Source organism: Flavobacterium sp., from assembly GCF_013822155.1.
In the GTDB taxonomy this organism is placed as follows: Bacteria; Bacteroidota; Bacteroidia; order Flavobacteriales; family Flavobacteriaceae; genus Flavobacterium.
In genome coordinates this window covers 1-10224 of sequence record NZ_PNJW01000082.1, presented here as the reverse complement: position 1 = coordinate 10224, position 10224 = coordinate 1, and the positions used below count along the sequence as shown (strand labels likewise).

Here is a 10224-nt window from a genome sequence, read left to right as displayed (position 1 = left end):
ACCGAAGCTAATAAGATAGGAATAAAATCTTTAATTTTCATGACTTTCAAAATATAAAAAATATTGATAAATCGATGAAAAATAAAAACTACTAAACCAATGAAAATATAATACAAATCGTTTGGAATAAACAAAACATTTGTTAGCAAGGAAGTTCCAATAGTTAGAAAAAATAAAGCATCTTTCTTTTCAGAACTAAACCAATAAAGAAGCATCAGTATTATTGAGATTGATGGCTTGAATACATAAATCAAGGGCATTAATCTGAAATATTCGGCAACAATTTCAGTTAAAGCCACCACAAACAGTATAAACATCAATAACTTTACTTTATTCATATTGACTATTTATTGTTGATTTCCGAATAAAGTTATGAAATTTTTAACCAGTTGATAATTTTTAGGTGAATTATTATAAAATAAAAAAACCGAGCTATTGCTAACTCGGTTTTGAAATATTTTTTTGATAGATTATTTCACTTCTTCAAAATCTACATCTTGCGTTTGATCTCCACCAGCATTTGTTGGTTCAGCTTGTTGAGCGGATTGACCATCTTGTGCTTTATACATTTCTTCAGAAGCATTTTTCCAAGCTTCATTGATTTTGTCTAAAGCAGGTTGAATTGTTGCAATGTCTTTTGATTCATAAGCCACTTTCAACTCGTTTAATGCTGCTTCAATTGGTTGTTTATTAGCATCTGATAATTTTTCACCAAACTCTTTTAGTTGTTTTTCTGTTTGGAAAATCATTCCGTCCGCTTCATTCAATTTATCTACTTTTTCTTTAGCGATTTTATCAGCCTCTGCATTGATTTCTGCTTCTTTTTTCATTCTGTCGATTTCTTCCGGAGTTAATCCCGAAGAAGCTTCGATACGAATATCGTGTGATTTTCCAGTTCCTTTATCAGTTGCCGAAACTTTGATAATACCATTGGCATCAATATCAAAAGTAACTTCAATTTGAGGCACACCTCTTGGAGCAGGCGGAATTCCGTCTAAATGGAAACGACCGATTGTTTTGTTGTCATTTGCCATTGGTCTTTCTCCTTGCAACACATGGATTTCAACCGATGGTTGGTTATCAGCTGCTGTAGAGAAAACTTGTGATTTTTTGGTTGGAATGGTTGTGTTTGACTCAATTAATTTGGTCATTACACTACCCATTGTTTCAATTCCTAAGGATAAAGGTGTAACGTCTAACAACAATACATCTTTAACATCACCACTTAAAACACCACCTTGAATAGCAGCACCAATTGCCACAACCTCATCAGGATTTACACCTTTGGATGGTTTTTTACCAAAATATTTTTCAACTTGTTCTTGAATGATTGGAATTCTAGTAGAACCTCCAACTAATATCACTTCGTCAATATCAGAAGTTGATAAACCTGCATCTTTTAGTGCTTTTACAACGGGTTCCATTGAACGTTTTACTAAACTTTCAGCCAATTGCTCAAATTTAGCTCTTGTCAATGATTTCACTAAGTGTTTTGGTCCACTAGCTGTAGCAGTAACATATGGCAAGTTGATTTCTGTTTGCGTTGAAGAAGATAATTCAATTTTTGCTTTTTCAGCAGCTTCTTTCAAACGTTGCAAGGCCATTGGGTCTTTGCGTAAATCTACACCTTCTTCGCTGTTGAATTCGTTTGCCAACCAATCGATGATTACTTGGTCAAAATCGTCTCCACCTAAATGTGTATCCCCGTTTGTTGATAATACTTCAAAAACACCATCTCCTAATTCAAGTACAGAAATATCAAATGTACCTCCACCTAAATCGTAAACAGCAATTTTTTGATCTTTTCCTGCTTTATCTAAACCATACGCTAACGCTGCAGCAGTAGGTTCGTTGATAATACGCATTACTTTTAAACCTGCAATTTCGCCCGCTTCTTTCGTCGCTTGACGTTGAGCATCATTAAAATAAGCAGGAACAGTAATAACCGCTTCGGTTACCGTTTGTCCTAAATAATCTTCGGCTGTTTTTTTCATTTTTTGAAGAGTCATAGCCGATAACTCTTGGGGCGTATATAAACGTCCGTCAATATCAACACGTGGCGTGTCATTGTCTCCTTTTACTACTTTGTAAGCAACATTTCCAGCTTCTTTTGCACTTTCAGAATATTTATTACCCATGAAACGTTTAATAGACGCAATGGTTTTGGTTGGATTAGTTACCGCTTGTCTTTTTGCAGGATCCCCTACTTTGATTTCGCCACCTTCCACAAATGCAATTACTGATGGAGTTGTTCTTTTCCCTTCAGCATTTGCAATTACTACCGGTTCTCCACCTTCCATTACGGATACACAAGAGTTGGTAGTTCCTAAATCGATTCCAATTATTTTACTCATAACTTTAAATTTGTAAGTCTTTGTTTTTAATTCGTTTTTTAAAACTTGATTTGCTAAATGACAAGGATTGTGCCAAGCATAAAAACAAAAAAATAATGTCATATTTTGACTGACGCATCAGAAAAAATATGACATTATGGCATTGTATTAATAACTTTTGCCTAATCTACTAAAAACAACGCATTGCTAAATAGCAAGTTCCCATTCTCCCAAAACCCTCTAAATAAGGGATTATCAATCATATAAATCACTTTCCCGTTTCCAACATTATCAACAGCATAAGAAACTGTCTCTTCTAATTGAATTTTGAGTTTATTACCAATAAAACCAAAACTATGGTATTTTTTTGGAACATAAATCACGTTTTGAGCTCCTTTTAACAATTTAAAATTTGACTCTGTAGTCTTTAAACTGAAATAATTATTTCCTAATCCAAAAGTTAAGGGGTGCGTTGAATCCATTACATTTTCAACAATGGCTCCCGGAACATATCCTGAAAGGGAACGTCTTTCACTTCCTTCATAATCAAGAAAACGATCTGATAATTCTGCCTCTTCTTGCAACTTTTTGGCTTCTGTTTTTTCGTCTTCTGTTGCAAATTTGGTTAAATGATACCCTTCACGATCTTCAAATTGAGTAATTGCTCCTCCAATTGCAATAACTTTCCCTCCTTTAGAAACAAAATCATCAATTTTTTTCTTTTGTTCATCAGAAAAGCCATAATATCCTTCAGCTAAAATTAAAGTAGTATATTCTAATAGATTAACTCGATTGAAATATTGAACTTCTACAGTACTTATTGGATATTCTATAATTTGATCCATAAAGAACCAAACTTGTCCGAAATCTATATTACTCACGCCACTTCCACTTAAAACTAATACTTTTGGGGCTTTTAGCAATGGATAATTTTCTCCTCCTAAATCTCCTCCATTTTTAGCAAAGCCACTTTCTAAAGCAACATAATCATATTTTTCAGCTATCAAATTAACGACAGTTTGTTCAAAATTAATCACTTTTTGATTATCACCTTTGTTGACAATCAATCCGCCTTTTTCTATTTTTAAATCACCAAAGTAAACCTCTTTTCTGGCAGAACGAACTTTGATATTATTTTGATGCAAAAGACTCAATACTCTTGCTGAATTTCTATTATTCCAAGGAATATAATAAGCATAAGCCATCTCAATTTTACTTGGTGCGGAAACTTCAATTTTTGATTTAGTTTTGATTGCTAAACTTCCTTTTACCGCATAACTCTCTACACCATAAGCAAATGGTAAAGACCACGCTGTAATATCATAAGATAAACTATCCGTTAATTTTTGATTCGGTTCAAATAATACCTGTGTCAAAACGGCTCTGGGTTGATCAACCTTAATTATTAAATCGTTCGGTTCAATTGTGAAACCTTTATCTTTATTAGATTGGTAATGATAACCTGAAAGTTTTTTAGTTTCATCTGCAAATGAACTTTCAATTCGATTTCTGTTTAATAAATTAGTAAGTTCTAAATTCTTTGCACTATTTTTAATAATATAGGTTTGGTATTTTCCTTTGGGTTTTGTTCTGTTCTCTTTAAAATAAGCTCTGAATTCTTTCGTCAAACTTTCTTTTTGTACAAAAGATAATTCCACAACAGATAAAAGTGCTTTCGTGTGATGATTAATGCGATCTTGAATCGTTAAAAGTTCTCCATTTTTCATTACCACTGCTCTCCCGGCACCTATTCCTCCCTGCTCATAAGTCATTCCTACCGCACCATTATAACAAGGATAGGTGTCGCCATAACTTGGATAAAATAAATCAAATCGTTCTCCTGAATAATACATCCAACCCTCTTTGTCAAATTTTTTAGAAGTTAACTCTCCTATTTTTTTATGAAAATCACGTTGAAAAGGAGCAATTTGTTCATGATATGGTTCGGCCGCCGGTGGAAAAAAATAAGGCTCATTATAGCCCATTTCATGAACGTCAGCGTGAACCATTGGCATCCACTGATGATATAAATCCATTCTCAATTGAGTTTCAATCTGAGTTTGCCAAGCCCAATCACGATTCAAATCATAGACATAATGATTTTGTCGGCCACCCGGCCATGGCTCCATGTGTTCTCTATCTGTTGTTCCTGGATGTGTTTTTTTTCCGGAAATATCTCGAAGCCAATTGGCATATCGCGAAAAACCATCCGGATTCAAACACGGGTCGAGAATCACTACTATATCCTGCAACCAATTCTTAGTGTCTTTATTTGTTGGTTTCACCAATTCATAGGCAACATTCATAGCACTTTCAATGGCTCCAATTTCGTTTCCATGGACGTTAAAACTCAACCAAACAATAGTTTTATCTTTAACAGCTGTTGATTTTGTTGGATATAAACCAATCGCATTCAAATGATTTTTCCGAATTTCTTCTAAATTTTTTAAATTTTCAGGTGTTGAAATATAATACGCGTTCAAGTTTCGTTCCTGATTGGTTTCTCCATATTTTTGATATTGAATCCAATCAGAATTTTGGACTAGTTGCTGAAAATAGGCTTCTACCTGATGATAATAGGTAACTTGCTTTCCATAATTCGGTAAAAATTCAGAAGGAGATTTAGGTTGAGAAAAACAAAAACAACCTATAAAAAGGAATAGAAAACTGTAAATCCGATTCATCGTTAAAATTTAGAATTCAAATATATGGATTTTGGAATAACCTAACATTGGATTAACATTTCATTTACTAATATACTCTCTTTTTGTTAAACTAAATCGTTAGTGAGATTTAATAGTGAAATACCTTTAAACAAAATACTATATTTGCCTAACTAAAACGATATAGTTATGGAAGAATGTATTTCTGTTTTTGATATGCTTAAAATCGGAGTAGGTCCTTCAAGTTCTCATACACTTGGACCTTGGCGAGCAGCAGAACGATTTCTGGCAGAAATTAGAACAGAGCATCTTTTAACCAATGCTATTAGGGTTAAAGTTGACTTATATGGTTCCCTTTCGTTAACCGGAAAAGGTCACGCTACTGATTATGCCGTGATGCTTGGTTTAAGTGGCCAAGATCCGGAAACAATTCCGGTTGCAGCTATTGATGGAATAATTCAAGCTATCAAAACCGATAAAAAAATTAAATTAGGCAATGAAAATTGGATTGATTTTGATGTTGAAAATGATATTATTTTCAATAAAAACTTCCTTCCATTTCACGCCAATGGATTAACTTTTACCATAATTACATCTGAAAAAGTTTACAGTGATACTTTTTATTCCATTGGTGGTGGCTTTGTAGTGACTGAACGAAGAAGTAACGCTAAACATAATCAGGAAATAAAATGTTCGTTTCCCTACCCAATTCAAAAAGCAGATGAATTATTAGCGTATTGCAATTCATTAAATAAATCTATTTCTGAAATTGTTTTGGAAAACGAAAAATCCATGCGAACAGAAGCAGAAATTCATCACGAATTAATGCGTATTTGGCATACGATGCTGGAATGTATTTACATAGGTTGTCACTCCGAAGGAATTCTTCCCGGAGGTTTAAATGTTAGACGTAGAGCGTTTGACATGCATGAAGGTTTAAAAGGAACCCTTCCCTACTCCAATCCACAAGAATGGTTGGAAACCATCCGGAAAACAGAAGTTAAGTTCCGACAAATATTAAAATGGGTGAGTTGTTTTGCATTGGCAGTAAATGAAGTGAATGCTGCTTTAGGTCGAGTTGTCACTGCTCCAACCAACGGAAGTGCCGGAGTAATTCCGGCTGTTTTGATGTATTATTTAGTGATTGAAAACCACGATGCCGGAGAAAAAGAAATCAAACAATTTTTACTAGTTGCCGGAGAAATTGGCAGTATCTTTAAAAAAGGAGCTACGATTTCTGCCGCAATGGGTGGATGCCAAGCTGAAATTGGTGTTTCAAGTGCTATGGCTGCCGCGGCATTGTGTGAATTAATGGGCGGAACGCCGGCACAAGTAACAATGGCTGCTGAAATTGCAATGGAGCATCATTTGGGAATGACTTGTGACCCGATTGGCGGATTGGTTCAAATTCCGTGTATCGAACGCAATACAATGGGTGCAATCAAAGCCATTAATGCGGCTGAATTAGCATTGGAAACCGATGCTTTAAATGCCAAAGTTCCATTAGACAAAGTAATCAATACCATGTGGGAAACAGCGAAAGACATGAACTCTAAGTACAAAGAAACTAGTGAAGGTGGTTTGGCTGTTGGGGTGAATTTGGCGGATTGTTAATAAATCAGAATTAATAAAAATACCTTCCTACTATTTTTTACTTTTGCATTAGTAAAATTATTGTATTGAAAAACATCCTCATCATAGACGACGAAGAAAAACTTCGTGGCCTTTTAGCTCGAATTGTAAAATCGGAAGGATTTGAGGTGCTTGAAGCAGCCGATTTGAAGTCTGGTTTTAAGAAATTAGAACAAAATGATATTGATGTTGTTCTATGTGATGTAAAATTACCGGATGGAAATGGTGTTGATTTTCTTGAAAAAGTTAAAACTAATTTTCCGTTAGTAGAAGTCATTTTATTGACTGCTTTTGGCAAAATTGCAGATGGAGTTCAAGCCATGAAAAATGGTGCTTTTGATTATATTGTAAAAGGTGACGATAACGATAAAATTATTCCGCTTTTATACAAAGCTTTTGATAAATCTCAATTGCAAAAGAAAGTCAAACAGCTTGAAAAACGCATTTCTGAAAAATACTCTTTTGATACCATCATTGGAAAATCGAAGGCACTAGAACAAGTGATTGATTTAGCTAAAAAAGTAGCAAAAACCGATTCCACAGTTTTATTAACCGGTGAAACCGGAACCGGAAAAGAAATTTTTGCTCAAGCCATTCATGAAAATAGTAACCGAGTCGGTAAATCATTCGTCGCATTAAATTGTAGTACATTCAGTAAAGAAATTTTAGAAAGCGAACTATTTGGGCACAAACAAGGTGCTTTTACAGGTGCTTTAAAAGATAAAAAAGGTTTCATCGAAGAAGCAAATGGCGGTACTTTATTTCTGGATGAAATTGGCGAAATGCCAATTGATTTGCAAGCAAAATTACTTCGGGTTTTAGAAACCAATGAATACATTCCTGTTGGAGACACCGTTCCAAAAAAATCTAACTTCCGACTAATTGCCGCAACAAACCGAGATTTAAAAACCGAAAGTGAAAACCATAATTTCCGTTCGGATTTGTATTTTCGATTGAATATTTTCGAAATTATTATTCCACCGTTACGTGAACGAGTAAAAGACATTTCGCCTTTGACGAGTTATTTTGTCAAACAATTTTCAATTAAATCCAATAAAAAAGTGTTACATATCTCCGATGATTTTCTGCAAAAATTAGAAGCCTATCATTGGCCGGGAAATGTGCGTGAATTGAAAAACATCATTGAGAGGTCAGTTATCTTAGCTGATGATGTTTTAACTTCAGATGTTTTACCTTATGACTTGCAACACAGACATGACAACTCTAATAAAACCATGTCTGCTTTTTCGTTGCAAAGCATTGAAAAATTACATATTCAAAAAGTATTCAATTATACCAAAGGCAACAAAGCTGAAACGGCACGATTGTTAGAAATTGGAATTGCCACCTTATATCGAAAATTAGACGAATACAATATTCATTAGTTAATGCAACATTCTTTCCAAAATGATAAAAGCCTATCAAAATGATAGGCTTTTTTATATTCATTTTTTGGCATAACATTCCCAATATTCACACAAACAACACTTTAGATTATTTTTATTTTAATGGAATAACTTTTGGCATTAGGCGAATGAACATAAAAATTCGTACCAATGAAAAATCAGGTTACCACCATTTACAAACAAGCCGAACGCTTTGCTGAAATTACAAAATCAGCCATCGTTTCAGGTAACATTGTAAAAGCAAAAAAATGTTTGGCTCTGGCTGAACGTTTGTTTATAACCGGAAGTACTGAAACCAAAAACGTCATTTCAAATGTCTATGTTTTTTCGGTTTCCACTTTCATGGAATTGCGTCATTGCAGTGTTTCCAATCTTTTTCCTCAATCGCTTAAAGCAGAATATCTTAAACAAATAAATACTTCCGGAGTATGATGACAATTATCCTATTTGCCTGCGGATTAATTTTATTCGCATTTTTTTTTAAAATGATTCAACTCTTTGAAAAAATCTAACTTATGATACTACTCTTCATCATCGCCATAGCCGTTTTTATTTACATCTGCTATGTATTAATTAAACCTGAAAAATTCTAATTTTATGAATTCTGAACTACTTGGAATTATCGCAACGTATGGATTGATCATTCTTTTAGCCATTCCGCTGGGCCGTTATATCGGTAAAGTTTTCAATTACGAAAATACCTGGTTAGATAAAATATTTAACCCTATTGATCAATTGTTTTTCAAAATTGGAGGCATCAATCCAACAAAGGAAATGACCTGGAAACAACATTTGATTGCATTGCTATCAATCAATACTGTTTGGTTTGTTATATCCATGTTGGTACTAACCAATATGGCTTGGTTGCCATTTAATCCTGACGGGAATCCATCCATGAGTGGCGATTTGGCATTCAATACCACTGTAAGTTTTGTTACTAATACAAATCTTCAACATTATTCGGGTGAAAGCGGATTGTCTTATTTAGGACAACTAACCTTAATGCTCTGGCAATTTATCAGTGCTGCTAGTGGCATGGCCATTTGTGCGGCTGTTTTCATGGCAATGAAAGAAAAAGCGTCTGAAACTTTAGGGAATTTCTACAGCTTTTTTGTTAGATCTTGCACAAGAGTTTTATTGCCATTATCATTTGTTGTAGCTGTAATTTTAGTAATGAACGGAACTCCAATGACTTTTGAAGGAAAAGACACCATTACAACCTTAGAAGGAAACGAACAAAATGTGAGTCGCGGACCAGTGGCTGCTTTTGTAGCCATTAAACAATTAGGAACCAATGGCGGAGGTTTTTATGGCCCGAATTCTTCCAATCCAATGGAAAACCCGAATTACTTGACCAATATAGTTGAGAATGCATCGATTTATTTAATTCCTATTGCAATGGTTTTTGCTTTAGGATTTATCTTAAAACGTAAAAAATTATCCTGGACAATTTATGGTGTAATGACTTTAGGATTTTTATTATTATTGATTCCATCGGTCATTAGTGAATTGAATGGAAATCCCGCTATTACTAGCATGGGAATTAGCCAAGACATGGGTAATATGGAAGGAAAAGAAGTACGCTTTGGAGCAGCTTCTTCCGCCAATTGGGCAACTTATACAACAACAACTTCCAACGGCTCTGTGAATGCAATGCACGATAGTATGATGCCAATTACCGGAATGACAACGCTGTTAGGCATGATGATTAACTGCTTTTACGGTGGGGTTGGTGTTGGATTTTTAAACTTTTACATTTTTATCATCCTAGGTGTTTTCATAAGTGGCTTGATGGTCGGTAGAACCCCAGAATTTCTTGGAAAAAAGATTGAAGCAAAAGAAATGAAAATAGCAATGATTATCGCCTTATTACATCCTTTTTTAATTTTGGTTGGAACAGCTTTAGCAAGTCATTTATACGCCTCAAATCCCGAAGCTTTATCGGGTTGGTTAGCAAATCCAGGGTATCACGGATTTAGTGAAATGCTATACGAATTCACTTCTTCATCTGCCAATAATGGTAGTGGTTTTGAAGGTTTAGGCGATAATACTCCTTTTTGGAATATTGCTACAGGAATAGTGATGCTTTTAGCACGGTATTTACCAATCATCGGACCCGTTGCCATTGCCGGAATGTTAGCACAGAAACAATACATACCGGAAAGTAACGGGACCTTAAAAACAGATACA

At 34.6% G+C, this 10224-nt stretch carries 8 protein-coding genes; 5 read left to right on the top strand and 3 right to left on the bottom strand.

Going from position 1 to position 10224, the window contains the following annotated elements; all coding sequences use genetic code 11:
• The 3 genes from C0512_RS14035 to C0512_RS14025 form a co-directional block, all read right to left on the bottom strand.
• Positions 1-338, bottom strand: a 338-nt coding sequence (locus C0512_RS14035; protein WP_290862642.1) for a hypothetical protein, incomplete at its 3' end; no start/stop codon positions are given.
• 132 nt (positions 339-470) lie between these two features.
• A complete protein-coding gene (gene dnaK / locus C0512_RS14030) occupies positions 471-2354 on the bottom strand; it encodes a molecular chaperone DnaK (protein WP_290862639.1) in 1884 nt (627 codons plus the stop codon).
• Positions 2355-2515: 161 nt separating this feature from the next.
• Complete coding sequence (locus C0512_RS14025; RefSeq protein WP_290862637.1) at positions 2516-5017, bottom strand: M14 family zinc carboxypeptidase; 2502 nt, start codon at positions 5015-5017, stop codon at positions 2516-2518.
• Positions 5018-5185: 168 nt separating this feature from the next.
• On the opposite strand from C0512_RS14025, the gene C0512_RS14020 reads away from it, so the two are divergent.
• From C0512_RS14020 to kdpA, 5 genes are all read left to right on the top strand, one after another.
• Positions 5186-6610 (top strand): L-serine ammonia-lyase, encoded by a 1425-nt coding sequence (locus C0512_RS14020; RefSeq protein ID WP_290862635.1) that lies wholly within the window; start codon positions 5186-5188, stop codon positions 6608-6610.
• A 65-nt stretch (positions 6611-6675) separates the two neighbouring features.
• Complete coding sequence (locus C0512_RS14015) at positions 6676-8013, top strand: sigma-54 dependent transcriptional regulator (RefSeq protein WP_290862633.1); 1338 nt, start codon at positions 6676-6678, stop codon at positions 8011-8013.
• A gap of 171 nt (positions 8014-8184) precedes the next feature.
• Positions 8185-8466, top strand: coding sequence for a hypothetical protein (locus C0512_RS14010; protein WP_290862631.1), 282 nt, complete (start codon positions 8185-8187; stop codon positions 8464-8466).
• 83 nt (positions 8467-8549) lie between these two features.
• Entirely contained in the window at positions 8550-8627 is a 78-nt protein-coding gene (kdpF, locus tag C0512_RS16030) for a K(+)-transporting ATPase subunit F (protein ID WP_367161100.1), read from the top strand.
• A 4-nt stretch (positions 8628-8631) separates the two neighbouring features.
• The coding region (gene kdpA, locus C0512_RS14005; protein WP_290862629.1) for a potassium-transporting ATPase subunit KdpA at positions 8632-10224 on the top strand (1593 nt) is incomplete at its 3' end.

Bases quoted from the DNA above. Each gene is read 5' to 3' on its own strand.
- C0512_RS14025 (WP_290862637.1), bottom strand. From the start codon at position 5,017: ATGAATCGGATTTACAGTTTTCTATTCCTTTTTATAGGTTGTTTTTGT.
- C0512_RS14020 (WP_290862635.1), top strand. From the start codon at position 5,186: ATGGAAGAATGTATTTCTGTTTTTGATATGCTTAAAATCGGAGTAGGT.
- C0512_RS14010 (WP_290862631.1), top strand. From the start codon at position 8,185: ATGAAAAATCAGGTTACCACCATTTACAAACAAGCCGAACGCTTTGCT.
- kdpF (WP_367161100.1), top strand. From the start codon at position 8,550: ATGATACTACTCTTCATCATCGCCATAGCCGTTTTTATTTACATCTGC.
- dnaK (WP_290862639.1), bottom strand. From the start codon at position 2,354: ATGAGTAAAATAATTGGAATCGATTTAGGAACTACCAACTCTTGTGTA.